The 24,984-nt window shown below is 39.3% G+C and carries 21 protein-coding genes; 8 read left to right on the top strand and 13 right to left on the bottom strand.

Features of this window, described 5'->3' with window-relative positions:
• Positions 1–56: 56 nt before the first annotated feature.
• The 5 genes from ACWF5P_RS11220 to ACWF5P_RS11200 all read right to left on the bottom strand — a co-directional run bounded on the left by ACWF5P_RS11220 (position 57) and on the right by ACWF5P_RS11200 (position 6,707).
• Positions 57–209: a hypothetical protein gene (locus tag ACWF5P_RS11220; protein ID WP_202190547.1), complete on the bottom strand. Its 153-nt coding sequence runs from the start codon at positions 207–209 to the stop codon at positions 57–59.
• Positions 210–436: 227 nt separating this feature from the next.
• On the bottom strand, positions 437–1,735 hold the full coding sequence (gene hutI / locus ACWF5P_RS11215; RefSeq protein WP_452444879.1) for an imidazolonepropionase: 1,299 nt from the start codon (positions 1,733–1,735) through the stop codon (positions 437–439).
• Positions 1,732–3,408 carry a urocanate hydratase gene (hutU, locus tag ACWF5P_RS11210; protein WP_101221822.1) on the bottom strand — a complete coding sequence of 559 codons (1,677 nt, stop codon included), beginning with the start codon at positions 3,406–3,408 and terminating at the stop codon, positions 1,732–1,734. Before hutU ends, hutI begins: the two co-directional genes overlap by 4 nt.
• Positions 3,409–3,602: 194 nt before the next feature.
• A complete protein-coding gene (locus ACWF5P_RS11205) occupies positions 3,603–5,072 on the bottom strand; it encodes a helix-turn-helix transcriptional regulator (RefSeq protein ID WP_452444878.1) in 1,470 nt (489 codons plus the stop codon).
• 318 nt (positions 5,073–5,390) lie between these two features.
• A complete protein-coding gene (locus tag ACWF5P_RS11200; RefSeq protein ID WP_452444877.1) occupies positions 5,391–6,707 on the bottom strand; it encodes an MFS transporter in 1,317 nt (438 codons plus the stop codon).
• Positions 6,708–7,186: 479 nt separating this feature from the next.
• Between ACWF5P_RS11200 and ACWF5P_RS11195 the strand changes: the two genes are divergently transcribed.
• The 3 genes from ACWF5P_RS11195 to ACWF5P_RS11185 all read left to right on the top strand — a co-directional run bounded on the left by ACWF5P_RS11195 (position 7,187) and on the right by ACWF5P_RS11185 (position 9,957).
• On the top strand, positions 7,187–7,792 hold the full coding sequence (locus tag ACWF5P_RS11195) for a TetR/AcrR family transcriptional regulator (RefSeq protein WP_101221819.1): 606 nt from the start codon (positions 7,187–7,189) through the stop codon (positions 7,790–7,792).
• 168 nt (positions 7,793–7,960) lie between these two features.
• Positions 7,961–9,391 carry an FAD-binding oxidoreductase gene (locus tag ACWF5P_RS11190; RefSeq protein WP_101221818.1) on the top strand — a complete coding sequence of 477 codons (1,431 nt, stop codon included), beginning with the start codon at positions 7,961–7,963 and terminating at the stop codon, positions 9,389–9,391.
• Positions 9,388–9,957 carry an MFS transporter gene (locus ACWF5P_RS11185; protein WP_101221817.1) on the top strand — a complete coding sequence of 190 codons (570 nt, stop codon included), beginning with the start codon at positions 9,388–9,390 and terminating at the stop codon, positions 9,955–9,957. Before ACWF5P_RS11190 ends, ACWF5P_RS11185 begins: the two co-directional genes overlap by 4 nt.
• A gap of 236 nt (positions 9,958–10,193) precedes the next feature.
• On the opposite strand, the gene ACWF5P_RS11180 is transcribed toward ACWF5P_RS11185, so the two are convergent.
• Both ACWF5P_RS11180 and ACWF5P_RS11175 read right to left on the bottom strand, forming a co-directional pair.
• The gene (locus ACWF5P_RS11180) at positions 10,194–11,078 is read right to left on the bottom strand and encodes a DMT family transporter (RefSeq protein WP_452444876.1); all 885 of its coding nucleotides are present in this window, start codon (positions 11,076–11,078) and stop codon (positions 10,194–10,196) included.
• Positions 11,079–12,035, bottom strand: coding sequence for a DMT family transporter (locus ACWF5P_RS11175; RefSeq protein ID WP_452444875.1), 957 nt, complete (start codon positions 12,033–12,035; stop codon positions 11,079–11,081).
• A 116-nt stretch (positions 12,036–12,151) separates the two neighbouring features.
• Here ACWF5P_RS11175 and ACWF5P_RS11170 point away from each other — a divergent pair, with 116 nt between their 5' ends.
• On the top strand, positions 12,152–13,495 hold the full coding sequence (locus ACWF5P_RS11170) for an aminotransferase-like domain-containing protein (RefSeq protein WP_452444874.1): 1,344 nt from the start codon (positions 12,152–12,154) through the stop codon (positions 13,493–13,495).
• A 99-nt stretch (positions 13,496–13,594) separates the two neighbouring features.
• Here the strand turns inward: ACWF5P_RS11170 and ACWF5P_RS11165 are convergent, their stop codons facing one another.
• From ACWF5P_RS11165 to ACWF5P_RS11145, 5 genes are all read right to left on the bottom strand, one after another.
• The gene (locus ACWF5P_RS11165) at positions 13,595–14,194 is read right to left on the bottom strand and encodes a nitroreductase family protein (protein WP_230176453.1); all 600 of its coding nucleotides are present in this window, start codon (positions 14,192–14,194) and stop codon (positions 13,595–13,597) included.
• A gap of 111 nt (positions 14,195–14,305) precedes the next feature.
• Positions 14,306–15,283, bottom strand: coding sequence for a ring-cleaving dioxygenase (locus ACWF5P_RS11160; RefSeq protein ID WP_252269646.1), 978 nt, complete (start codon positions 15,281–15,283; stop codon positions 14,306–14,308).
• Between the two features lie 433 nt (positions 15,284–15,716).
• The gene (locus ACWF5P_RS11155; protein WP_434169389.1) at positions 15,717–16,640 is read right to left on the bottom strand and encodes an EamA family transporter; all 924 of its coding nucleotides are present in this window, start codon (positions 16,638–16,640) and stop codon (positions 15,717–15,719) included.
• A gap of 386 nt (positions 16,641–17,026) precedes the next feature.
• A complete protein-coding gene (locus ACWF5P_RS11150) occupies positions 17,027–18,010 on the bottom strand; it encodes a pyruvate dehydrogenase complex E1 component subunit beta (RefSeq protein WP_434169388.1) in 984 nt (327 codons plus the stop codon).
• 12 nt (positions 18,011–18,022) lie between these two features.
• On the bottom strand, positions 18,023–19,018 hold the full coding sequence (locus ACWF5P_RS11145) for a thiamine pyrophosphate-dependent dehydrogenase E1 component subunit alpha (RefSeq protein ID WP_101221809.1): 996 nt from the start codon (positions 19,016–19,018) through the stop codon (positions 18,023–18,025).
• A gap of 470 nt (positions 19,019–19,488) precedes the next feature.
• Here ACWF5P_RS11145 and ACWF5P_RS11140 point away from each other — a divergent pair, with 470 nt between their 5' ends.
• The 3 genes from ACWF5P_RS11140 to ACWF5P_RS11130 are packed head-to-tail and all read left to right on the top strand — an operon-like array spanning position 19,489 to position 23,545.
• The gene (locus ACWF5P_RS11140) at positions 19,489–19,968 is read left to right on the top strand and encodes a MarR family winged helix-turn-helix transcriptional regulator (protein WP_101221808.1); all 480 of its coding nucleotides are present in this window, start codon (positions 19,489–19,491) and stop codon (positions 19,966–19,968) included.
• Positions 19,965–21,689 (top strand): ABC transporter ATP-binding protein, encoded by a 1,725-nt coding sequence (locus ACWF5P_RS11135; protein ID WP_260357446.1) that lies wholly within the window; start codon positions 19,965–19,967, stop codon positions 21,687–21,689. The genes ACWF5P_RS11140 and ACWF5P_RS11135 overlap by 4 nt, the downstream gene beginning before the upstream one ends.
• Positions 21,686–23,545 (top strand): ABC transporter transmembrane domain-containing protein, encoded by a 1,860-nt coding sequence (locus tag ACWF5P_RS11130; protein WP_434169387.1) that lies wholly within the window; start codon positions 21,686–21,688, stop codon positions 23,543–23,545. Before ACWF5P_RS11135 ends, ACWF5P_RS11130 begins: the two co-directional genes overlap by 4 nt.
• Positions 23,546–23,646: 101 nt before the next feature.
• Here the strand turns inward: ACWF5P_RS11130 and ACWF5P_RS11125 are convergent, their stop codons facing one another.
• Positions 23,647–24,099 (bottom strand): MarR family winged helix-turn-helix transcriptional regulator, encoded by a 453-nt coding sequence (locus ACWF5P_RS11125; protein ID WP_063233436.1) that lies wholly within the window; start codon positions 24,097–24,099, stop codon positions 23,647–23,649.
• Positions 24,100–24,222: 123 nt separating this feature from the next.
• Here ACWF5P_RS11125 and ACWF5P_RS11120 point away from each other — a divergent pair, with 123 nt between their 5' ends.
• A complete protein-coding gene (locus ACWF5P_RS11120) occupies positions 24,223–24,657 on the top strand; it encodes a GNAT family N-acetyltransferase (RefSeq protein ID WP_434169386.1) in 435 nt (144 codons plus the stop codon).
• Positions 24,658–24,984 lie beyond the last annotated feature (327 nt).

The following is a 24,984-nucleotide window of genomic DNA, read 5'->3' as shown; positions in this document are numbered from 1 at the left end:
AACTATATCAAATAAATTCTACCTTTTAATTTCTATTTAATATATGAAAATATAGTTTAAGATTCGATCAATTGTTTATCATTGAAATAAATGACTTCACTAAGTATTTTACAGCCTTCCATTACCTCGAATTTTTCCCTAGCTTCCTTTTCTTTGGTAAACTCAAACATTTTTATGCCATTTTTCGAATGGATAGTGATTATCCACATAAAATTCCCTCCACATGGAAGATTCATTTCCACGAATTCCTTAAAACACTTTCATTTAATTTCACTGTAAAGTGGTAAAGTGTTTAATGCTGGAATTGGGTAGGATGATAGATCATCATCCTACTATTCAGCACCATTACATTTGTTGAATACTTCTAAAAGCCCATTCCATCCCCTGAATTTTTCAGTGGATGGAATGGGAAGACATATATTGAGAATAGTGATTTTTAAAGGCCCGTCAGGCTTTTGGAATCAGTCTTCACTTTATCATTCACTACTTGCACACCATTTTTCCATACAGACTTAACGTGATTGACACCAAATAGATATTGCAACTCCTGATAGTTTTCAACATTCCATAAAACGACATCCGCTTGTTTTCCGACTTCAAGGGATCCGACCCTTTCTTGTCTGTTGATTGCACAAGCAGCATTGTATGTCGCCGCCGTCAGAGCTTCTGCAGGGGTAAGCCGCATCGAAATGCATGCCAGATTCATGACAAGCGGCATGGATGTCGTCGGTGAAGATCCGGGATTGCAATCGGTTGAAATGGCAACAGCCACACCTTCATCAACCATTCGTCGTCCAGGGGCCGCTTCTTCTCGTAAATACAAGGCAGTGGCTGGAAGCAAGCAGGCAATGGTGCCTGACTTCGCCATGGCAGTTATCCCCTCATCGGAAGCTTTTAACAAATGCTCAGCTGAAATGGCTCCGATCTTCGCAGCTAATTCAGCTCCACCGTAAGGCTCAATTTCATCAGCATGAATTTTAGGGATCAAGCCGTACTTTTTCCCCGCCTTTAAAATCCGCTCTGATTGTTCAGGGGTAAAAACCCCCTTTTCACAAAAGACATCATTGAATTCTGCAAGCTTTTCTTCAGAGACGATTGGAAGCATATCATTAATCAGATGATCGACAAATTCATCCTCGCGGCCTTTATAATCCTTTGGAACCGCATGGGCTCCCATAAAAGTTGGGACTAGATCAATCGGATGCTCTTCCTGTAGCTTCTTCATCACCCGCAACTGCTTTAATTCGGTTTCCAAATTCATTCCATAGCCGCTTTTACCTTCTACTGTAGTCACGCCATGAGCGAGAAACGAATCAAGTCGTCGCATGGTTTGCTCCATCAATTCTTCTTCACTTGCTTCTCTTGTCATTCGGGTGGTAGCATGAATGCCCCCACCTGCGTTCATAATGTCCATATATGTTGCGCCTTCAAGACGCATTTCAAATTCACGTTCCCGACTCCCGCCATATACAACATGCGTATGTGGATCAACTAACCCAGGTGTCACCAAATGTCCAGTTGCATCAAAGACTTCAGCTTCATGCATTCTATCTGCATAGAGTTCTTCCAATTCTTTGGTCGTACCGATCGCTTGGATCAAACCAGATTCCATCCATATACTTCCATCTTCAATCAACCCAAGCTCTGACATTGCCTCTTTGGAACGAGGACCTTTCTTATCAGAGGTAAGCGTTGCAAGTTGAGCGGCATGTTTTATCCAAATTGGTTTTGTCATTGTTTATCAATTCCTTTATCAAGCATCGGGATATTAATACCTCTTTCACGGGCTGTTTCCTCTGCCAGTTCATACCCTGCGTCAACATGACGCACTACACCCATCCCAGGGTCCGTTGTCAAAACTCTCTCAATCCTTGCCGCTGCTTCTTTTGTTCCGTCTGCCACAATTACAACGCCTGCATGCATGGAGTAACCCATTCCTACGCCACCGCCATGATGTACGGAAACCCAGGTTGCACCGCCCACTGCATTCACCATTGCATTTAAGATCGGCCAGTCGGCCACTACATCGGAACCATCCTTCATGGCTTCCGTTTCACGATTCGGCGAAGCGACAGAGCCAGAATCCAAATGGTCACGGCCAATAACGATCGGGGCCTTCAATTCACCGCTTGCAACCATATCATTGAGAATTTTACCAAAACGGGCGCGCTCCCCATAACCAAGCCAGCAGATGCGGGAAGGCAGACCTTGGAACTGAATTTTTTCCTGAGCCATTCTAATCCAGTTACATAAATGTTCATTATCAGCGAATTCACGTAAAATGGCTTGATCTGTTTTATAAATATCTTCTGGATCACCAGATAAAGCCACCCAGCGGAAAGGACCTTTACCTTCACAGAATTGTGGACGGATATAAGCTGGAACGAAGCCCGGGAAGTCAAAAGCATTCTCTACCCCTTCATCTTTCGCAACTTGACGGATATTGTTGCCATAATCAAACGTCACAGCTCCTTTTTCCATCATTTCAAGCATCGCTCTTACATGTTTGGCCATTGAAGCTTTAGAGAGTTTAATATACTCTTCTGGATTTGCATTCCGTAATTCTGCAGCCTCCACCATTGACAGGCCTGAAGGAGTATATCCATTTAGCGGATCATGGGCCGAAGTCTGATCCGTCAAGACATCAGGAATGAAGTTCCTTGCGATCATTTCCGGAAGAATATCTGAAGCATTCCCAATCAAACCAATCGATAATGCTTTACCTGCAAGTTTAGCTTCATTGGCTAAACGAATGGCTTCATCCAATGAATCCGTTTTCACATCGGTATAACGAGTCTCAATCCTCCTGTCAATTCTTGTCTCATCTACATCGATCCCGATACAGACACCACCGTTCATCGTAACTGCTAGCGGCTGTGCCCCTCCCATTCCGCCTAAACCTGCCGTTAAAGTTATGGTGCCTTTTAACGAGTTATTGAAATGTTGTTTTGCAAGCTCGGCAAAGGTCTCGTATGTACCTTGTACGATCCCTTGAGATCCGATATATATCCAGCTGCCTGCTGTCATTTGCCCATACATCATCAATCCCTTTTTATCAAGTTCATGGAATGTTTCCCAGTTCGCGTATGCAGGGACGATATTTGAATTTGCAAGCAGGACACGTGGTGCATCAGAATGCGTTTTAAAAATTGCCACCGGTTTCCCTGATTGGACAAGTAAAGTTTCATCTTCTTCAAGCTCTTTTAGTGATTTGACGATTGCATCAAAGCATTCCCAGTTACGAGCTGCTTTCCCAATCCCTCCGTATACCACCAAATCTTCTGGACGTTCAGCAACTTCAGGATCCAAATTATTCATCAGCATTCTAAGCACTGCTTCTTGTTGCCATCCTTTAGTATGCAATTCTGTTCCTGTATAACGGATAACCTTGTTTGTAATCGTGTTCATTTTCATTTCCCCCTTGTTTTGTTATATATTCATTCTATAAGAAAAATTCAGAATAATTTATTATAGTTTGATGATTATTTTATAATTTATTTTAAAGATTTGTCGTTAACTTTATTTTTTTATGAATAATTTCAATAATTACATTGTTATGAAATAAATAAAAAAGGACGATTCATTTATTGAATCGTCCTTTTTTATAATCCAGACCGATATGCTGATGGTGTACAAGATTCAAGCAATTTGAATTTGGCATTAAAATAAGTTTGATGTGAATAGCCAGCCAATTGTGAGATTTCCTCCAATGATATATCCGTTTCCTTTAATAAACGTTTAGCTTCCCTAATTCGAACTTGATGGAGCGTAGTTCGAAAAGACTCGCCTGATTCAGCCGCAAAACGTCGGCTGAGTGTGCTTTTATTGATACGCAGAGTCTCTGCACAACTCGCTAGATTCCACTGGGCGTCCCAATAGTTGGACTCGATCAGCTCTCTTGCCTTTTCACTAATTGTGCGTGCCCCTTCCTGTAACTGTCCATGATCCTGCATAAGCATATGCGTCGTGAACGCATGCAGCTCTTTTACTATTTGATGAATGACGGGTTTATGTACAATTTGCTGAAATACATCATAGTAAATTGCTTCTAGGGAAGCATTTTGCAAGTTGTATGATTTCATATGCCTACGAATCTGCGCGAGTACGCTTGTAAGGCGGATACGAATGATTTCCGGGTCGGGGTATGGTCGTTCAAAGGTAAGGAATTCACGTTCAATCCAGTTCCTGATGGCTTTTGCATCCCGTCGTTCGAGCATTTCTATCCAAAGTCTTTGTTCAAGAGGCGTGAGGAATGGATCCATCTCTTGAGGTGAAGTTTGTTGACTTTCGGCTAAAATGATATCATATCCATCAAAAAAGATTTGTCTCGTAAACTCACGTGTTTGCTGATACATCCTTTTTAAAGACTCATCTGAAGATGCCGCTTTTATAATGATAGCAAGGGGCTCATCCATTCTTTCTTTCCAGTGGGCAAGAAAAGCTTGATACTCTTCCTTATAAACTTCAACTTCCTTTGTTTCCTGGACACATAAAATAAAATCCGATAAAGCGAAGATTTGATTTTTTCCAGTAAAAGAATATCGTTGCAATTCATCATAAACTAATGGCAGGGTCTTGTTATCAGGTGTCAAAAAAGCGACCATGGTTATTCGACTTTCATGCCTCCGGTCCGTCAAGAAGAAATCAGGATACCCAATATCCAGAGCATTCTCATCATCCATGGTGTTTGACGAGAGAAGATTTGGACCATTTCTCAATTGAAAACGCAATTGTTGGATATGTTTTACCAAATCCGCCGAAGAAAAAGGACGGAATAATACATCTTCAGCACGGAAACGTAAGGCTCGATAAGCCGTTTGAAAAATTCGCTCAGATGAAATCCCTAACCATCGAATTCCCCTTCGCTTTAATGAAACACCCATCGCCTCACTTTCATCCGTCCAAATATCCATATCCAAAATAACGAATTCCGGTTGCTGATTGCGGATGCCCTTTTCAAATTCTTCAATCGTTTTCCATAAGATCAGTCTAACTCCCGTTAGGTGGGACTCGACTATCCAACGAATTCCTTGAGCCTCAATCTCATCTTTTGCCACCAAATGAATTTCCACATCATCACCTCATTTCTGCTGATATTCGTGTAATGAAAATAAATATAAAGGCACAACTTGAAGAGAAAAGGAATGCCTGGTCTTTTCGAATGCACTTGTATCTCATCTCATTCTAATCCCGCCGAAAACTACAAACAAGTCTTATTGGACAGAACCTGCGATTAAGATTAAATTTTTGATATGCTCAACCGTTATTTTTATCTACTCGGGAAGTAGCCATATGAAAAATATAAAAAGAAACATCATAGGAACTTTTAAGATTTCCAATGATGTTTCTTTTTTAGTCACTTTTAATCTTCAATACATATAGAACCTTTATTATCGATTAATAATGACTTCAACTTCTTTTACGATGTTTTCCGCTGAAGCATCTGTCAATTTTAATGTTAATAGAGTGATGACTCCTATTACAAGTAATCCAGATAAAATAAACATACCTTGAGTAAATGCAACAGTTCCGAGAATCATCGGTCCTACAAAACCGCCTAAAGCCGCAAATGAATTGACGATGGCTATTCCAACTGGTGCAGTGGACTCAGAGAAGAAAAATGTCATATAGGCGAAGAAACATCCACTAAACCCGTATAAACCGAATGATGTAATCGTTAACATAAGCACCATCATAAAAACACTATCTGAAAAGCCGCACCCGATAAAACCGACAACTGCTATCATGAGGCAAACGAGCAAGTGTGATTTATGTTCATTGGTCCGATCTGAATTCCAGCCCACAAACATAATGGCAGGTATGCCTACTAACGATGGAATCATCGCTAACCAGCCTATTTCTAAATTGGTTGTTGCATTTTCCGATAAAGATTTAATGATGGTGGGCATCCAGAATGACAATCCATAGATGGATGTGTACCCCGCGAAATAAAATAGGGCCAGCTTCCAAATTTTCGCATCTTTCAGCATAGCAAGCTTTGTGACCTTATTTACTTTTGAGCTAACTTTTCTTTCCGCACTCAATTCCCCTTCTAACCAATCACTTTCTTCCTTAGATAACCATTTAGCGTTAGTCGGTCTATTAGTTAAATAGAAAACAACAACAACACCGATAATAATGGCCGGAATGCCTTCAAGGATGAACATCCACCTCCAGCCGGCCATACCGAACCAGGAAATATTGTCAAGTATCCACGTCGACACAGGCGCACCTATCAATCCGCCAATCGGTAAGGCTAAAAGCAGGGCTGCTGTTGCCCGTCCCCTCTCGCGGGCCCTGAACCAATAAGTTAAATACAAAATTATACCAGGAAAAAAACCAGCTTCGGCAACACCTAATAAAAAACGGAGAATATATAAATGCATCGTTGTTTGCGCAAAACCTGTTAATATTACCACGAGTCCCCACGAAATCATGATGCGGGCAATCCATATCCGAGCTCCCACTTTATGCATGATCATGTTGCTAGGAACTTCAAAGAAGAAATAGCCTATAAAAAAAATGCCGGAAAGCAATCCAAAAACTTCAGCGGATAAAGCTAATTCTGCGTTCATTTGTAAAGCAGCATAGCCTAAATTGACCCTGTCCAAGTAAGCAATGATATAAAGGAGCAAGATAAATGGAAGAATGCGTTTCATCGTTTTACTGATCGTTCTTTTCTCTATCTCACCACTGGAATGATTCATGATAATTCCCTCCCTTTTCTTGCTACTATTTCCCAAAATAATCCGTTTAACGCACATCACTTTCCTGCATCCCAATACTATGTTACATTCCTAGGCTTTAAGTTTATTCTGATACCCCCTCCATTTACATATACTGCATCCAAATTTTATAAATATATTCCATATGCTCATGCTAAGGAGTACTTAGTCTTTCTACATGACAGTAACCAATAGTATAAGAAGCTTCAGAAAATCCAACCAACCTTTTCACCTGATTCTTCCACTTGTAAAACCTCCTAATTTAAACTGAACTAACCTCCTCCATACTTGATCCCAAAACTTTGTAAGCGCTTTCTAAAAATGCAAAATGTGATTAAGAAAGCGTTGTGATTATTGATGATCTAAGTTAGATTAAATAGACCACCAATCAATTAACTAGACTGTAGTCTGATATTAAACTATTCAGGAATATTCTGTCAATTATCATTTGGAGGTTTTTTATGATTGAGCCTAGAAAGAAACAGCTTAGGGGAGAAAAGACTCGTGAAAAAATATTAAAAATATCTTTAAAGCTATTTAGCGAAAAAGGTTATGATAAAGTCACCGTTGACGAAATCGTGAAAAAAAGCGGTACATCAAAAGGGTCATTTTACCAACACTTTTCAGCAAAATCGGATATTTTTTTAGTGAGATTCATAGAAGTTGATGATTACTATCGTGAAGTCTTCCGTTCGTTCCCAGTCGATATGGACGCTACCGAGAAATTATTTATTTTCATACGCAAATTGATGCGTTTTCTGGAAGAAGAAATGGGCAAAGATTTAATGAAAGTGATTTACAGTTCCGCTTTAGATTCGAAAGAACATACTTACTTTTCAAATTCAAATCGCTCACTCTTCCTAATTATTCGTTCATTAATTGAAGAGGCGAAAGAACAAAACGACATTGGCACTGACCAATCAGTTAACGAAGTTTCACAACTAATCACCCAAAGCCTAATGGGAATCATCTATCATTGGGGATTAAACAACTCAGAACAAAGCTTGGAATCACTATCCATACCGCTAACCAAAACAATCATTAACGGGCTGAAAACTAAGAACTAATACCTTAAATCAAAAGATTCATTTTCAAAAAATCTGACATTAATTCAATATTAACCCCAATCTCACTGAATGGTCAGGGTAACTCCATTAATCTATAAAGTTCATACTTTTTCATTATTTTCAATTGAGTGTCAGACATATTAAACAAGGAGTCGAAAGCCAGATATCATGAAACGATTTTTATTTATCATCCTATATGCACTATTATTTGGATTATCGCTGCAGGCTTTTAATTTCAGGCTTGACCACCCTATTGCCAAAGATATCAGCCGGCTGATGCCGGTTAAAATGAAAACGATTAAGGCGGAAGATAGTGAAGAAGAAATCAAAAAGGTCGTTATGGATGCCGAAAAAAACGATGATCCCATTTCCATTGCCGGAATGCAGCATAGCCAAGGAGGGCAGACATTATATCCAAATGGGATCCTGCTCGATATGAAGCACTATGATAAAATACTTGATTTGGATGTAAAAGAAAAACGCATCACGGTCCAAAGCGGGGCAACCTGGGCTGCTCTCCAGGAATATATCAACCCATATGGACTTGCACTGAAGGTAAGTCAATCTCAAAATATTTTTACCATCGGCGGTTCTTTGAGCGTTAATGTCCATGGCCGCGATATCCGTCATCATGCCTTGATAGAAACCGTGGATTCTTTTAGATTGCTTAACGCAAAAGGACAAATCCTAACAGTGAGCCGCGAAGAAAATTCGGAGCTCTTCCATTCGGTTATTGGCGGGTATGGTTTGTTTGGCGTAATACTTGATGTAACACTCCACCTTACCGATGACGAACTTTATAACATTAAAACTAAATCACTCCATTATGATGAATATACGTCGTACTTTAAAAGAGAAGTTCTCAATAACGATGATGTTAAAATGCATCTTGCGAGAATATCGGTTGCTCCTGGCTCCTATTTGGATGAAATGTATGTAACGGACTATTATAAGGCAAATGACCAAACACAGCTATCTGACTACAATACTCTCAAACGGGAAACGATCATTGCCGTGCCTAAATTCTTTCTTGGCCTATCACGATTTAATGACTGGGGTAAAAAAAGGTTTTGGGAAACTCAAAAAGCCTACACGGCCAATATTGCTGGCAACTTGGTTTCGAGGAATAATGTGATGCGGTCGGACTCAGCCTTTATGGATTACAGCAACCCCACCAAAACTGAAGTGCTGCAAGAATACTTCGTTCCGATTGATCAATTTGCAGATTATATCGATGATTTAAGAAATACCTTATCTGATGAGAAAGATTTTAATTTATTAAATATTACAATTCGTTATGTGGAACATAATGATGAATCACTCATGTCCTATGCCAAGGATGATATGTTCGCTCTTGTGATGCTCATCAATCAAGGGACAGATAACGATAGTAAGGAAAATACGGGAAGGGTCATCCGTAATATGATTAATGTGACGCTTGACCATAACGGAAGCTACTATTTGCCCTATTATGGGTATCCAACCAAGACCCAATTATATGAAGCTTATCCGCATACTGAGGAATTCTTTCGATTAAAGAAGAAGTATGATCCTGATAATCGCTTCATGAATCTTTTCTATGAGGAGTATCATCCATGAATTATAAACGGTTTGTTTTTTACCAAGGCACTGTTGGAATGGCTGCCAGCATGATTTTCCCTTTTTATATTTTGCTGATCAAAAATGTAGGTACAAGTTATTCACAATTCGGGTGGGCATATGGAATATTCTCACTGACTGCAGCAGTTAGTTATCCTTTAATCGGAAAATTCACTGACAAAGCCGGTGACAAAGCATTTCTCCTTATCTATTCATGGGGGATGGCATTAATCCTTCTTGCCTTTCCTCTCGCATATGAAATTTGGCATGTCTATCTCCTGCAAATCATTATGGGGGTACTTGGGGCAGTGCAAAAAAACACTGAAAAAACCGTACTTGCAAGGTATGTTACGAAGAAAACAGCGGGTGAGGAAATTGGAAACTACCATGTTTGGACATCCATCGGTGCTGCAGCAGCGGTGATTGCAACCGGATATTTAGTCGACTTTTTAACGATTGGCAGCATCTTTTACATTGCCTCCTTAATGTTTGCCTGGAGTGGATTTATTATAATGAAGATGGAGAAAAATACTTCACTATCTAATGCAGAAAAAATAAAAATATAAGCATTTATTACGCCTATAATTCAGTTAGCCCTTTTAGTGGAAGAAGCATCTGCATGGACCTCAGCAGATGCTTCTTCCACTATATAAATCATTTGCGGATCAAAAAACAAAAAATGATCTTACAAAAAACCTGCTCCCCTTTTCTCAATTTGGTTTCGTTAAATATACGAGTTCTAAACTTACTGCGTTTATTAGTACAATTAAAGATAACGGACCAGAGTACATATAATAAAATACTACTTTCTTATCAACTTGGTTATTATTTTTCCGTCTAAAAAAACTAATGACGTCATAACTATTCCCATTCCAATCAACTGATGAATAGACAACGCTTCATGTAAAAAGAAAAAGCCTAAAATCATTCCTATGACAGGCACTATATAATTACTATATGAAGTAAATAATGCGCCTTCTTGCCGAATCAGCCTATTAAATAATGCATAAACAACACCTGCATGGAAAATGCCTAAAATCGCTAAGTAGATAGTTTGAGATCGTGCTAAATCCAATTTGAAAGATTGCTCAAACAAAAGGGACATGGGTATGAGCAATGCACTGGCAATCAGTAATACATTTCTCATATGAATAACGGAAGATCCCTCGTTTAATTTCTCCATGAAAATCAATGATAATCCAAAACTCATGGCAGCCAATATCAATAGGATGTTCCCCTGAATACTGTTAGAAAGGTCTTGGATTCCTTGTGTTGGCCAGGAAAGGAAGACAATACCTGCAAATCCGAATAGAATACTTGTAATCTCCGGCCTTGTGCTTTTTCTTTTGAAAAATGCTAGTAAAAAGAGGATGGTAAAGACGGGAACCATTCCAATCAGCACCGCTGCGATACTGCTAGGCACCGATTTCTGGCCTTGTGCAATAAACACGAATGGCAGTATAACCTCGAAAAAAGCAATGATTATATACCATTTATAATAACTCCTGGGTACTCTTCGCTCTTCTTTTGATAAAAAAAAACCAAAGAAGAGTAAACAGATACCGCCGATACATGCTTTGATGGCTGACAATGTAATAACCCCAACATTATCTATGACTAATGCAATAAAGAAGAATTGAGATCCCCATATACCACTAATCAAGAGTAACAACACATATTTATTCATTCACTTTACCTCCCTTTTCAGCAATGGATCGGCAAAAGTCTTACTATTATGCTTTGATTGAATTCCACCAAAATAATTCGTGCCGATTACCCCAGCAAGAATAATCATTGCACCTATTACATGATAATAATGAATCGATTCATGTAAGAAAATCACCCCTGCTATTATCGTAATCAATGTCGCTAAATTACTAAAAACGCTCATTTTAGATGCTGGTAATATAGATAATGAATAGTTTGATAAAAAAGCAGTAAGCAGTGATGATAATACCCCAAGATATACGATTGAAATGAGGAATGCATTACTTGTGAAGGGTAATAAAAAGCTACTAATAGATTGGTTAATTATATGGTTGATGACGGCCATACTATTAAAAGTCACAAAACCAAAGAACGTCATCACATAAGTTAACGTAAATAGTGAATATTGCTTTGTTACCTTCCTCGCCACCACATTATAGAGAGCGGCAGCAATCGAGGATAATAAGATCAGGATCGTTCCTTTCAAACTGTGATCCGCAAGTTGCAAGTCATTCATGACAAAGATAAAGATAACCCCCATCACAGATAAATAAAGAAAGAATTTCTGACCTCTACCAGCGTATTCTTTCAAAAATAATGAAGCTGATAATAACGTAAAAATTGGTATGGTAGCTTGGATAATACCCGCTTCTGAAGATGAGGTATACAAGAGACCAAACACTTGAAATGTAAAGAATAAAATTGGATAAAGGAACACCAACGGAAGAATTTTCAAAGTATCCTTTGCACTTATTTTCACTGATGTCCTCCTATATAGCTTAAAAATTATGGCGATCAAAAAAGCCATCGTAAATCGATGTGCCAATGTATCTAACGGACTAGCTTCCATTAATGATATTTTTGTAAAGATAAATGAAAATCCAATAATAATGGCATATAGTATCGCCGCAAAATAGGCTTTTTTATTTTCTGGCATATTTAGTAACTCCTCCTTTTCAACACCCGGCCGGTTGTTAGTATCGTATTAAAAGTTCCACTACGATACAATACAAATAAGAAGCATCTGTAACGGTACAGTTTTAGGAGGTATTCATGCTAAAATACATAGCCTTGTTTAATGAATTTGAATCTCTCATCCAGAATGGACGGCTCAAAGCGGGCTTTAAACTCCCATCTATTCGTCAATTAAGCGACCAACATCAATGTAGTAAAAGTACAGTCTTGAAAGCACTGCAAGAATTGGAAAAGAGGCATTTAATCTACGCGGTTCCTAAAAGTGGATATTATGTCGTCCAAAAAGAATTTGATGGTAAAAGCGAACCAACAATGGAAATCGACTTTTTTACCTCCGCTCCTGCTTGGCATCAATTTCCGTATCATGACTTTCAACATTGTATCAACAAAGCCATCGATACCTATCAGCAAGAATTGTTTATCTATGGCACTCCTAAAGGACTGCCCTCTTTAATTAAAGTGATACAAAAACAATTAGAGCAGTATCAGGTTTTCGCAAAAGAAGAACAGATTTTCATTACTTCTGGCGTGCAGCAAGCACTTTCCTTATTAACGTTCATCCCCTTTCCAAATGAACGTACCCATATACTTGTTGAGCAGCCTAGTTATCATCTATTTGTGGAGCAATTGAAAGCGTACAAGATTCCCGTGCTAGGAATCCAACGAACAGCAGAAGGTATTGATTTAGAGGAATTAGAACGGATTTTTAGTGATCAGGAAATTAAATTCTTTTATACGATGCCTCGTTTTCATAATCCGTTAGGGACATCTTACTCTAAAATGGAAAGAGAGGAGATACTAAAACTTGCAGTAAAGTATGGTGTCTATATTGTAGAAGATGATTATTTAGCAGATTTCGAAGAAAATATGAAGGTGGACCCTATTTTTTCCGAGGATACCCATAACATGGTCATTTATTTAAAAAGCTTCTCTAAAATAATGTTTCCGGGATTACGCATAGGTGTTGCCGTATTGCCTAAACCATTAACGGACAGCTTCCAACTATATAAAAGAACAGCTGATATTGATAGTTCCATGATTTCACAAGCAGCCTTGGAAATCTACATAAAAAGCGGTATGTTTAAACACCATAGAAACAAAGTGCGTCTTTCCTATTTATTGCGAGCAAACTTGCTATATGATGCTCTAGAAAAGCACTCTGCTTCAGGCTTTTATCGCCCACCATCCATATGTATGAACGCTCATATCGTACTGCCTCATCGTTTAAATAGTACTCACCTCATCAAAAACTTACAGAATCAACAAGTACTGGTAGAGACGATGGGTCAAAATTATTTAGATGGCTTTCACCAGGAAAAAATATTAAAATTAAACGTGTCCAATACAAATATACAAAAATTGGACCAAGGAATAGCTATCATTTTTAAAGAATTGAATAACAAGCAGAACTATTACTTATAAAGCTTTTACATAAGGTATAGTCACTTTCCACACAGGGCAATAAACAAAAAAGAGCCAATTAGAATTGGCTCTTTACAAGGTTGCTCTTATCAGTCCACTTTATTTATAAAATTTTATACGATCCTCAAGTGGTTTGAATTCTTTATCACCCGGTTGAGCTGTTGGATTTCCAAATGGCATTTGCGCAATCAATTTCCAATTGCTTGGAACACTCCATTCTTTTTTCACTTCATCATCAATTAGAGGATTATAATGCTGTAAAGTTGCTCCCAATCCTTCTGCTTCAAGTGCCGTCCAAACAACTAATTGATGCATGCCTGATGTTTGTTGTGACCAGATTGGGAAGTTATCTGCATACGTTGCAAATTGTTCTTGAAGTGATTTCACAACAGATTCATCTTCAAAGAATAATATTGACCCATATCCCGCTTTAAATGAATCCATTTTTTGTTGAGTGCCAGAGAAATCTCCCTCACCAACCGCTTTCTTTAATGCCTGCGTCGTAATATCCCATAATTTATCATGTGCCGATCCTGTCAAAACAACAAGGCGTGAGGATTGGGAATTAAAAGCCGATGGCGTATGTTTTACCGCAAATTCTACTATTTCTTTAATTTTCTCATCGGATACTCCGACCTCTTTATTGATTCCATAAAATGAACGTCTCTCTTTAATGGCCGTGTAAAAATCTTTTGTCATAAGTCATTCCTCCAGAGCATTTTTTCTATTTCAAATGATTATTCCATTTTTTATTTTCTACCTGATTTAGTATGGGCATAAACCAACATATCATTCGCTAAAGATTGTCAATTATTCTTTAATGAATTCTTTGGTGCTTCTTACTGTATCAATGGGACGGACCAACTTTTCGATTTGCTCCCTCTTTGATTCTAAGAACGGTGGTAAAGATAATTTTTCCCCAAGCGTTTCATACGGCTCATCCCCCATAAATCCAGGACCATCCGTGGCAAACTCGAATAAAATTTGCGGCGCCACTCTTACGTAAAGCGACTCAAAGAAATGACGATCAACATAACCGGACGTATGAAATTGGAAGCTTTCCATTCGTTTGATCCATTCTTCCAGAACTGAACGGTCTTCAACACGGAAGGCTGTATGGTGAACAGTCCCAAAACCCTGCCGTGCCTGAGGGAGGATCGAATTATGCTCGACGATAACTTGAGCACCATTCCCCCCTTCCCCTACCTCAAATAGGTGAAATGATCCTTCCTTGTCTATTTCTTTGAATAATAGGACTTTTTCCATCATTTCTTTAAAGTAATCGAAATTGGCGATCCGAATGAAAATTGGTCCTAATCCTGTAATAGCGTATTCCAGAGGAATCGGCCCTTTTTGCCAAGGGATTCCAGCTGCAACCCCTTCATTATTTTCATCTGAAATCAATTGATATTGCTGATCATCAAAATCCACAAAAGAAATGATCTTTTTGCCAAACTGTTCTTGGATTCCTGTATTCTTTACCTCTAAACGGTCAAAGCGTTTAACCCAATACTCCAATGCCGCATCAGTCGGTACACGGAAGGATGTTTTGGAAATCTCATTAGTCCCATGCTCTCCTTTAGGAATACCAGGAAAATCGAAGAATGTCATGTCAGTACCCGCACCGCCAACATCGTCGGCAAAAAACAGGTGATAAGTTTGGATATCATCTTGGTTGACTGTTTTCTTGACTAAACGCATGCCTAATATATTTGTGAAAAATTCATAATTCTTTTCTGCACTACTTGTTATGGCCGTTACGTGGTGTATACCTTTTAATCCATTCATAAACTATTCCTCCCATTAAAACGAATCAATTTTTGGATGTTCAGCTTTTTCATTAATCCCCTATATTTTTCCTTCAATAAGAGTGGCTATTCATTAAAGGGGTTTGATAAGGTTTTACATGCTACTTTTTATCTTGAATTAATATATCTTAACTTAAAGATAATTTATCATGAATGCCATTCACTGTCAACAACATTATCTCAAATTAATATATCTTGAAATCAAAATAATTTCAGACGAAAAAACACCACTGTCAATTTTCCTTAAGTAAAGACCATTCAGTATTTGTGTTAATGTCTATAGCTATAAATAGCGGCAAAGAAAATCAAGCAATTCTTTGGCAAAAATGAAGTGAAAATTTTAATGTGTTACCATACGAAAGCCCCCACCATAAAACAAAATCTTTAGGTGAGGGCTTTTTCGTTTTGGTTACTTATTTTACGTGATGCAAATCCGCTTGTTTTCCGGATGAAGAGTTTGTGCCATCATTTTCTTTTGACTTCTTAGAGGAAAGATAAACTCCTGCGAAAATAATCAGCAGGCCAATAATTACATTGGGATTAATCGCTTCTCCCAGCAGGACATAACCCCAAACCATAGCGGTTGCAGGAATAAGGTATGTAACAGATGCGGCTAACTCAGGGCTGCCATTTTTATTGATGTAGAAATAGATCAGCTGGCCGACCCCAGAGCCAAAGCACCCAAGACCGACTATGGCGAAAATCGTCAGCGGTTCCATCAACATCACTGGCTTTATCGGCTCTGTTATTAGCATCCCGATCAAACCGATAACGGCACCCGTGAGAAGCGTAAACGTCGTAATGACCAATATGCTGGTACTGGAAAGAAATCTTTTCGTAAAATGACCGGCAAAACCATAACAGATGGACGCTAGCAGCATTGTCCCAATCCCGATGAATTCCTTTCCGAAAAGCTGACCGATTTGAAAATCCATCAATACTAGAATTCCGAAGAAGCCAATTAAAATGCCCATCCATTGTCGGGCTGTTAGTACGTATGAAAAAATGATAAATCCGATGATCCCCGTCCAGATCGGAGTGGTTGCATTTAGAATCGATGCCGTGCTGCTGTTAATCTCTGTTTCACTTAAAGGTATTAATCCCCATGCTAATCCGCAATTGAAGGTTCCGACAACGACCAGTGCTTTCCACGGCAATTTCCAGTTGATTTCCCTGCGCTTCCACCATAAAATGGGAAGCAGAACAACAGCACCCGCCAAACAGCGGAGAAATACAATCCCCCAAATGCCCGCAGGCGATAGCAGCCACTTCATAAAAACAAACGATAAACCCCATATCAAACTAAGGCCGATTAAAGCCCCGTATAATCGAAGCATGATGTTCCCCCTTGCTACTTTCAATGTTTGCCAATCACTGTATTGCGTTCAACATTTAAAAATTCACAATCTTTATTGCTAATATATTGAATTTTCACGTGACAATCGACATTTCCCCTTTACCTAGAACACTTTACCATATAATACCACGCAATTTATTCAATATATATTTACAATTGAAAATTCCCTGAAAATCACTGAGTTTTATATGCCCTCTCTATCATAATCCAATGGGTTTTTTTTTCACTATAAATGATTTATTTAGCGCAAAAAAAAGCCTGGCAACCTTTTTTATAGTTGCTAGACTTAAGTTTATTTTAAGATCACTCCCAATATAAACAACAATTTAAACGGATGCGCAAGGTTCGTTCCTCCATGCCGATCATTTAATAGGCAGCCAGGTCACGCAGTGCCTTTTCCACTTTTTCTGGATTCACCATGAATGATTTCTCTAATGATGGTGAATATGGCATTGCTGGAACATCCGGACCCGCGAGTCTCATGATTGGGGCATCAAGATCGAAAAGGCAGTTTTCTGCAATGATCGCCGATACTTCACTAATGATGCTCCCTTCCTTATTATCTTCAGTAATCAATAGAACTTTTCCCGTTTTAGATGCAGCTTCCATAATGGCTTCTTGATCTAATGGATAAACGGTTCGTAAATCAAGTATATGAACAGATATGCCATCACTGGCCAGCTTTTCAGCTGCCTGAAGCGCAAAATGAACACAAAGGCCGTAAGTAATCACTGTAACGTCCTCGCCTTCACGTTTTATATCCGCTTTACCAATGGGTAAAACATAATCATCATTCGGCACTTCTTCTTTAATTAGGCGATAGGCTCGCTTATGTTCAAAGAAGAGGACCGGGTCATCATCACGAATGGCTGCTTTCAATAAACCTTTCACGTCATAGGGTGTAGAGGGCATGACAATTTTAAGTCCCGGTTGATTGGCAAAAATGGCTTCAACGGATTGTGAATGGTATAACGCCCCATGTACGCCCCCACCATATGGAGCTCTGATGACGATAGGGCAATGCCAGTCATTATTGGAGCGATAACGGATTTTTGCAGCTTCTGAAATGATTTGGTTGATTGCAGGCATGATAAAATCAGCGAACTGCATTTCCGCAATCGGCCTCATTCCATACATGGCCGCGCCGATGCCAACTCCTGCGATTGCGGATTCAGCAAGCGGTGTATCAATGACACGCTGTTCACCGAATTGTTCGTATAACCCTGAAGTCGCTTTAAAAACGCCGCCTTTTATCCCTACGTCCTCACCTAATACAAATACACGGGGATCACGTTCCATTTCTTCCCGCATCGCCATTATCACCGCATCTATATAAGATATCACTGCCATTTTCTTTCCTCCTTACCTTTCTGCGTAAACATATTTTGAGAGCGTGTCTTCATTTGCAAATGGAGCATTTTCCGCATAATCCGTCGCTTCGTTCACAACTTTCATTATTTCCTCATTCATTTGTTTCTCCATGAGATCATCCATTATTCCTGTTGCTTTTAAATAGGCGCCAAAAGTAATGATCGAATCTATTTTTTTTGCCTCCGATACTTCATCAGGCGACCTGTATTGACTATCATCATCATCGCTTGAGTGTGGTGTAAGCCTGTATGAAACCGTTTCGATTAAGCTTGGGCCTTCACCGCGCCTTCCTCTCTCAGCCGCTTCTTTCACCACCCGGTATACTTCGATCGGATCATTTCCATCAACCGTCACCCCTGGCATTCCATAACCAATGGCCCTGTCGGACACTTTTCCGCAAGCCAATTGCTTTTCAATAGGGACGGAAATGGCATACTGATTATTCTCGCACATCAAGATAACCGGAAGTTTATGTACACCTGCAAAATTCGCTCCTTCATGGAAGTCACCTTGGTTTGATGAACCCTCTCCGAATGTAACGAATGAAACAATATCTTTTCCTTCCATTTTGGCAGCGAGCGCAATCCCCACTGCATGTGGCACTTGAGTGGTAACTGGCGAAGATCCCGTCACGATGCGATTCTTTTTTTGCCCAAAATGTCCAGGCATTTGACGCCCGCCTGAATTAGGATCTTCTGCTTTGGCAAAACTGGATAACATTAAATCCCTGGCGGTCATCCCAAACGCGAGCACCACTCCGAGATCCCGATAATAAGGAAGTACATAATCCTTTTCACGATTCAATGCAAATGCAGCCCCCACTTGAGCTGCTTCTTGCCCTTGACAAGAAACGACAAATGGAATTTTTCCAGATCTGTTCAACAGCCACATACGTTCATCAATTCGTCTTGCCAACAACATAACTCTATACATCTCAAGCACCTGCTCATCACTCAGACCTGCCTTTAGATGACGATTTTTATCCATGTCTCATCATCCCTCCCAATACCTAATAATTAATACATTTCCCTGTTTTAATGGGGCCCTGTATCACAAATACCAATCTTTCTAATCTGTTTGTTTGTCTCGCAAACTTAAATCCTGTTATGTATCTACTGAAGAAAAATTCTTATATGTATACATGCGCTTTCCACTTAACACCCGTACATTCTCATTTGCGTTATCATCTAGTATTATTACCTGGTACTAACTCAATATTATCCTAACACTTTTCATCTCACATTTTCAAGTTAATTTCACTTTGTATGGGTTGTTTTCACGCGAAAGCCTTACCTGACTTGAAAACTCATTTCAATACATGCACCAAAGACTAAACACTGGGGAGTTGAAGTTATTTTTTTGTTGACTAAGACGATATATAGCTGTAAATTAAATTGATTCATAAAATTAAATGTTCGTAATGGAACAGTTCAAAACAGAAAGAATGGTGAAGCTGAATGGAGAATGAAAAACAATTAATGCGTTCCGTACAACTATTGCGTTCATTTTGGAACGTGCAGAAAAATATAATGCGATTCGTTCAAAAGACTGCCGCAGAAAATGGATTAACAGTTCCTCAATATTCCATTTTGATGACCATTACCCTTTACAAAGAGACCACTCAAAAAAATGTCGGGGAGAAAACATTTCTTCCAAAAAGCACCTTGAGCCAAGCGGTCGATGGTCTCGTTCGCGCAGGCATGCTCCATCGAGAGCATGTGGAGGGCAATCGGCGTGAGATTCAGTTGTCAATCACAGATCAGGGAAAAGATTTATTAAAAACGATTCATTTTCACGAAGGAAGCATTCACCAAGTCTTTCAAATGGCCATTGAAATGCTTTCTGAAGAACAGTTTGAAGAGTTGCTAGAAACACATCTTCAAATTACAAACTTTTTAGAAGCACAAGCAACCGAACAGGGAGAGTGTACAAAATGATAAAAATACTGAAAAATTTATCCGTTTATAAGTGGATTATTTCAGCAGTTATCGGTCTGGTTTTTATTCAGTCCATGTCCGACCTCTTTCTGCCTACACTAATGGCCGATATTATTGACAAAGGCGTCGTTCGAGGAGACACTCCTTATATTTGGAAAATCGGTGGTTTGATGCTGTTGGTTTCCGCACTTGGCGCTTGTGCATCCATAATCGCAAGCTATTATTCGTCCAAAGCGGCAATGGGGATGGGACGCGATCTCCGCCTGAGAGTCTTTAACCATGTTGAAAAATTTTCGTTACAAGAATTTGATGAAGTCGGTACGGCGTCATTGATTACAAGGACGACCAATGATATAACACAAGTCCAGCAAGTGGTTATCATGATGCTTCGTATGGTTATCAGTGCACCCATCATGTTAATCGGCGGAGTGATCATGGCTGTATCCATGGATGCAAAATTATCCCTTGTCATTGTTGTCACAATGCCTTTGTTGATTGGCTCGATCTTGCTTATTCTATATAAAGGTGTCCCTCTCTTTCAAACGGTGCAAAAACGATTAGACCGGTTGAACCTTGTATTACGGGAAAATTTAACTGGTATTCGCGTCATTCGTGCCTTCAATCGTGAAACACAAGAGAAAGAACGTCTAAAGAAAGCGAATAAGGAATTGACGGATGTCTCAATCAAAGTCAATAAAATCATGGCCTTCATGATGCCTGTAATGATGCTTGTAATGAACTTGACGGTTGTTGGTATCATTTGGTTTGGTGGAGTTCGTATTGATAACGGTGGTATGCAGATCGGGGACTTAATGGCATTTATCCAATATGTTATGCAAATTATGTTCGCTCTCGTTATGGCATCCATGATGTTCGTTATGGTTCCACGAGCGGCCGTGTCGGCAACAAGGATAAACGAAGTCCTTGACATGAAACCATCATTCCTGGATGAGGGTACAGAAAAGGCAGATCGTGTACACGGTACTCTTGAATTTGAACATGTGACGTTCAGTTACCCAGGAGCAGAAGAACCTGCATTATCGGATATTAGTTTTACTGCTAGTCCAGGTGAAATCACCGCAATAATTGGTGGAACAGGTTCAGGGAAAACGACGCTCGTCAATTTGATCCCTCGCTTCTATGATATTTCAAGTGGAACGATTCGCGTCAATGGTGTTGATATTCGTAAGTCATCACAAGATGAAGTTCGTTCAAAAATTGGCTTTGTACCACAAAAGGCCTTCCTCTTTACAGGTACTATCGCTGAAAACATTCGCTTTGGAAAACAAACAGCCACACAAGATGAAGTTGAGCATGCGGCTCGGATCGCGCAAGCGGAGGATTTTATCAGCAACATGAAAGGCGGCTATGAGGCAGAAATCGATCAAGGCGGTTCAAACCTATCAGGAGGGCAAAAACAACGGCTTTCGATTGCACGGGCACTAATTCGAAAACCGGATATATATATATTCGACGATAGTTTTTCTGCACTTGACTACAAGACGGATGCCAACCTTCGCGCAGCCCTGAAAGATGAAACGAAAAATTCGACGGTACTACTCGTTGCACAGCGTGTCAGTACGGTCGTGGACGCTGACCGAATCATCGTGTTGGACGAAGGCCGCATTGTAGGTATGGGAACACACCAAGATTTGCTTAGTACAAACGACATTTACCGTGAAATCGCCTTATCACAGCTCACAGAGGAGGAAATTGCATGAGTAATCAAAAAAAACCTCAAGGCGGCGGTCAGGTTGGGCATGGTCCTGGTGGCGGTAACATGATGATGATGGGTCAAAAAGCAAAAGATTTTAAAGGAACTCTAAAACGTCTATTAACCTATTTAAAACCGCGGCGCAACAAATTGATTTCCGTGTTTTTCGCTGCAATCATGAGTACGATTTTTATGATTGTTGGACCAAAGATCATGGGAAATGCAATTACAGAATTATTCGAAGGAGCTTACGGGAAATTCCAGGGAATACCAGGAGCAGCTATTAACTTTGATAAAATTGGCCAGATCCTTCTACTCCTTGCCGGACTTTATGCTTTAAGCAGCCTTTTCAGCTATGTACAACAATACATTATGTCAAGTGTTGCTCAAGAAACGGTATATGATCTTCGACAAGATGTGAACGAAAAGCTCGAGAAACTTCCACTCAAATATTTTGAAGGACGTCCAAACGGAGAAACACTTAGCCGAATGACAAATGATATTGATACAATCGGTAGCACCCTTCAGCAAAGCTTAACGCAGTTCATCACATCAATCGTAACGATTTTGGGGATTATCATCATGATGCTTTCGATAAGCCCGTTATTGACATTAATCTCGATAGTCAGCTTACCTTTGTCAATATTTGCAATCCGGCCTATTTTAAAAAGATCCCAAAAATATTTTGCCGATCAACAGCGTAAACTCGGACAATTAAATGGTCACATTGAAGAGATATATACCGGCCATCAAGTCGTTAAAGCATTCGGATATGAAAAAAAGGCGAGTGCCCAGTTTACTGCGGTTAATGAAGAATTGTATAAGGCGGGAAGCAAAGCCCAGTTTATATCGGGTATCATCATGCCCATAATGTTCTTTATCGGAAATTTGAGCTATGTCCTCATCAGCGTTGTCGGGGGAATATTAGTAACGCAACGTTCGATTTCAATTGGTGACATACAAGCATTCATCACATATTCAAAGCAGTTCACCCAGCCAATCACACAAACGGCTAACATCGCTAACATTATTCAGTCGACGGTGGCAGCAGCTGAGCGTGTTTTTGAACTACTAGATGAAGAAGAGGAAATGAAAGAACAAACCACAGCTAATATTAAAAGGGCAAATGGTGCTGTCTCTTTCGAACATGTGGACTTTGGATATGGGGAAGAAATGTTAATTGAAGATATGAACATCGATGTCTTGCCTGGACAAACGGTCGCAATTGTTGGACCGACTGGTGCTGGAAAAACAACTATGATAAATCTATTGATGAGATTTTATGAACTCAATGGCGGAAAAATTAATATTGATGGTCTTGATACACGGAATATGTCACGGAATGATCTTCGAAAGAATTTTGGAATGGTACTTCAAGATACCTGGCTCTTTAATGGTACGATTAAAGAAAATATCGCTTATGGCAAAAATGGAGCAACTGATGAAGAAATTTTTGCAGCTGCTCGAACGGCACATGCCGACCATTTCATTCGGACACTGCCAGATGGTTATGAGACAATCTTAAACGAAGAAGCTTCGAACATCTCACAAGGCCAAAAGCAGCTTTTGACAATCGCCCGAGCGGTTCTAGCAGATCCACCAATCATGATATTGGATGAAGCGACGTCTAGTGTGGACACTCGGACAGAAGTCTTTATCCAAAAGGCCATGAACCGACTCATGGAAGGACGAACTAGCTTTGTCATTGCCCATCGCCTCTCAACAATTAAGGATGCAGATTTGATTCTTGTTATGGATCAAGGGAAAGTGATAGAGAAGGGAACGCATTCAGACCTTTTAAAGGAGAATGGTTTCTATGCAGAGCTATACAATAGTCAGTTCACTGAAAATGTAGCTGGATAATTAGAAAGAGGCTCATTTCCCAATCGGAATCGAGCCTCTCTTTATAAAATTCTTATCCAATACCATTCCATTCATGAATCTGTAATAACTTATAAGCCGTATCAATACCCCCTTTTATTGCCCTTTTTCACAAATTCCCAATCTACCTCAATATTTTTTCTGACCCTTTGAAGAAGATGAAACATCGTTTCCGTCTCTTCCAAAGAAAATCCCGATAATGCAACCTTGTCGGTGTACTCTCCTTCTTTTTTCAAAAAGGGATAAACCTTCTCACCTTTATCGGTAGCATATAACTTTTTAATTTTTTTGTTTTCCTCATCATTTTTCTTTTCAATAAACCCTTGAATTTCAAGTTTTTTAATGGCCCGAGCTGCTGTCGTCCGGTCAACCTTAATCATCTCTGCTAACTTTTCCTGAATGATTCCTGGATTTTCACATATTCGAACAAGATACAAATACTGCCCTTTTGTTAGGTCAAATTCTTTAAATTCGATATTACTTATAGAGTCCAATGCCCTTGCTATCATTCCAATTTCACGGAGTATTTCCTTCATTCAAAAAGCCCCTGACTTTTTTGTTGTATTTACAACAAAATTAATTTCGTATATACTATAAAAAAGTTATACATATATTATGACTTGTCTTACTGAATAAATCTAGAAAAGGGATGAAGAACATTGGATTCAAAGAGAATAACTACAGAAAGTGATTTAAAAGTAGCCTTTCAAATCAGAAAAGAGGTATTTGTTGAGGAACAAGGCTTCGCTTTAGAAAGTGAATTTGATGAATACGATACACTTAATGCTTTATCTGAACACATATTAGTCTATTATAATGAAAAACCAGTCGGAACTGGTAGGTTAAGAGTTGTTGATGGTTTAGGAAAATTGGAGAGAATTTGCATCTTAGAGCCCTACCGTAAGTTTGGTCTTGGAAAAATAATAATTAAAACGTTGGAAGAAATCGCAAAGAAAAAGGAAATATCCCAGGTGAAATTACATGGGCAAACACAGGCAGAGGGTTTTTATAAAAAACTCGGCTATCAGACTTCATCCGATGTCTTTATGGAAGATGGCGGTCCACATCTTTTAATGATAAAAAGAATCAATTAATGAATGAAAAGTGTGCTAAATGTGGGTAAAACAAACATTAACCTAATTTGATGGGGATCATACTATTTTACACTTGGCTTTTCTTTAACCATAAAATATACTTACGTTAGCCAATTTGTAAATATAAAAAAAGACTATTTTTAGTCTTCTCAAACTGTAGACAAACTCGATGAAAATCAAGTTTGTCTACAGTTTTATGTGTTTGTAAAACCGGGGCCTCCTCTGCGCCTTTGCGCCTGCTGGGTCTCCCCTTTGACTTGCTTTTCCCGCAGGAGTCTCGCACACCTGCTCCATTTAATATGGTCTAGGTCAATTGTTTTCTACATA

This window comes from Peribacillus sp. NPDC055009 (assembly GCF_053608705.1).
Note: the sequence above shows the minus strand (reverse complement) of the source record. Positions and strands in the feature narration are given on the sequence as shown.

Coding starts and splice junctions, on each gene's coding strand:
- ACWF5P_RS11180 (WP_452444876.1), bottom strand. CDS start 11,078: ATGAATAAATATGTGTTGTTACTCTTGATTAGTGGTATATGGGGATCT.
- hutI (WP_452444879.1), bottom strand. CDS start 1,735: ATGACAAAACCAATTTGGATAAAACATGCCGCTCAACTTGCAACGCTT.
- ACWF5P_RS11175 (WP_452444875.1), bottom strand. CDS start 12,035: ATGCCAGAAAATAAAAAAGCCTATTTTGCGGCGATACTATATGCCATT.
- ACWF5P_RS11165 (WP_230176453.1), bottom strand. CDS start 14,194: ATGACAAAAGATTTTTACACGGCCATTAAAGAGAGACGTTCATTTTAT.
- ACWF5P_RS11155 (WP_434169389.1), bottom strand. CDS start 16,640: ATGCTTCGATTATACGGGGCTTTAATCGGCCTTAGTTTGATATGGGGT.
- hutU (WP_101221822.1), bottom strand. CDS start 3,408: ATGAACACGATTACAAACAAGGTTATCCGTTATACAGGAACAGAATTG.
- ACWF5P_RS11195 (WP_101221819.1), top strand. CDS start 7,187: ATGATTGAGCCTAGAAAGAAACAGCTTAGGGGAGAAAAGACTCGTGAA.
- ACWF5P_RS11160 (WP_252269646.1), bottom strand. CDS start 15,283: ATGAATGGATTAAAAGGTATACACCACGTAACGGCCATAACAAGTAGT.
- ACWF5P_RS11130 (WP_434169387.1), top strand. CDS start 21,686: ATGAGTAATCAAAAAAAACCTCAAGGCGGCGGTCAGGTTGGGCATGGT.
- ACWF5P_RS11145 (WP_101221809.1), bottom strand. CDS start 19,018: ATGGATAAAAATCGTCATCTAAAGGCAGGTCTGAGTGATGAGCAGGTG.
- ACWF5P_RS11200 (WP_452444877.1), bottom strand. CDS start 6,707: ATGAATCATTCCAGTGGTGAGATAGAGAAAAGAACGATCAGTAAAACG.
- ACWF5P_RS11125 (WP_063233436.1), bottom strand. CDS start 24,099: ATGAAGGAAATACTCCGTGAAATTGGAATGATAGCAAGGGCATTGGAC.
- ACWF5P_RS11220 (WP_202190547.1), bottom strand. CDS start 209: ATGTGGATAATCACTATCCATTCGAAAAATGGCATAAAAATGTTTGAG.
- ACWF5P_RS11170 (WP_452444874.1), top strand. CDS start 12,152: ATGCTAAAATACATAGCCTTGTTTAATGAATTTGAATCTCTCATCCAG.
- ACWF5P_RS11185 (WP_101221817.1), top strand. CDS start 9,388: ATGAATTATAAACGGTTTGTTTTTTACCAAGGCACTGTTGGAATGGCT.
- ACWF5P_RS11150 (WP_434169388.1), bottom strand. CDS start 18,010: ATGGCAGTGATATCTTATATAGATGCGGTGATAATGGCGATGCGGGAA.
- ACWF5P_RS11140 (WP_101221808.1), top strand. CDS start 19,489: ATGGAGAATGAAAAACAATTAATGCGTTCCGTACAACTATTGCGTTCA.
- ACWF5P_RS11190 (WP_101221818.1), top strand. CDS start 7,961: ATGAAACGATTTTTATTTATCATCCTATATGCACTATTATTTGGATTA.
- ACWF5P_RS11135 (WP_260357446.1), top strand. CDS start 19,965: ATGATAAAAATACTGAAAAATTTATCCGTTTATAAGTGGATTATTTCA.